2 protein-coding genes are annotated in these 1,508 nt (G+C 41.9%); both read right to left on the reverse strand.

Going from position 1 to position 1,508, the window contains the following annotated elements:
• On the reverse strand, positions 1 to 258 hold a 258-nt coding region (locus tag A3729_RS03185; protein ID WP_156497609.1), incomplete at its 3' end, for an MBL fold metallo-hydrolase.
• A 56-nt stretch (positions 259 to 314) separates the two neighbouring features.
• Entirely contained in the window at positions 315 to 1,481 is a 1,167-nt protein-coding gene (locus tag A3729_RS03190) for a nucleotide sugar dehydrogenase (protein WP_068633143.1), read from the reverse strand.
• Between the last annotated feature and the right edge of the window lie 27 nt (positions 1,482 to 1,508).

Consider the following 1,508-nt stretch of genomic DNA (forward strand, 5'->3'; position numbering starts at 1 on the left):
AAAGCCAGCAGCGAGAAGATAAGGAATGCGCCCGACATGATCGATATGAACATGGGTCACGACAAGCGCTTTAATATGAGAAACTGGGAAGTCGATTTCAAGCTGGCTTTCACTCGACTGCCCAGAGGTCTCGGCCCCTTGAAACAATCCGCAATCAATCAGAATACCTTGTTGTTCAGAACTGTTTTTATCGGAAATTCGAAGCTCGTGACACGAACCCGTTACGCCATTCACCGCTCCGTGGTGTAGGATTTTCATTGTTTTGTCCACAGGGGCTTACACCCCTTTGCTGTTTAGATTAGGGATAACTAAAATTAATCACTGCCAAATAAATCCCGCGTGTAAACCTTCTCTTCCACGTCAGCCAGGTTTTCAGAACGACGGTTAGCAACGATAACATCAGAAAGCTTCTTGAACTCACTAAGGTCTTTAATCACACGAGAATGAAAGAACGAGTCTTCATTAAACGTAGGCTCATAAATAACGACTTCTATACCTTTTGCTTTTATTCGCTTCATAATCCCTTGTATAGCTGACGCCCTGAAATTATCTGAACCAGACTTCATGACCAAGCGGTAAACGCCTACCACTGTGGGGTTCTTTTTGATGATTGCATCTGCAATAAAGTCTTTTCGAGTCGTATTCGAATCAACAATCGCACGCACCAGGTTATTTGGAACATCCTTAAAGTTTGCCAATAGCTGCTTAGTATCTTTCGGTAAGCAATATCCACCATAACCAAATGAAGGGTTATTATAATGCCCTCCGATTCGTGGATCTAAGCTGACACCTTGGATAATCTGTTGAGTATCCAAACCATGGGATTCTGCATAGCTATCCAGCTCATTAAAATACGAAACACGCATAGCGAGATAAGTGTTAGAAAATAATTTAACCGCTTCAGCTTCTGTTGAATCAATAAATAGCGTATCGATATCTTCCTTGACTGCTCCTTGAGCGAGCAAAGCTGCAAATGTCTTTGCCAGTTCACTTTGTGAGCCAACAATAATTCGTGATGGGTATAGGTTGTCATGTAGTGCCTTCCCTTCTCGAAGAAACTCAGGAGAGAAAACGATATTGACTGTATCAAACTCGCTACGAACGCGTTTGGTAAAGCCAACAGGTACCGTAGACTTAATAATCATCATGGCGCTGGGGTTAATTTCAAGAACGTCTCGAATAACTGATTCAACAGATGAGGTATTAAAGTAATTGGTTTCCGTATCATAATCAGTCGGAGTAGCAATCACGACAAACGCTGCGTCTTTATAAGCTTCCTTTTTATCCAACGAAGCCTTGAAATTAAGTTCTTTATTTTGAAGAAAGTGCTCAATTTCCGGATCAAGAATAGGCGAACGCTTATCATTCAATAAAGCAACCTTGTTCTTGTCAATATCCAGGGCAACGACTTCATTATGCTGCGCCAGTAACATGGCATTTGATAGGCCGACATAGCCCGTCCCTGCGATTGCTATTTTCATTAACTCACCTGCTGTTGACTTAAGATA

The sequence above is a fragment of the Oleiphilus sp. HI0043 genome (assembly GCF_001634935.1).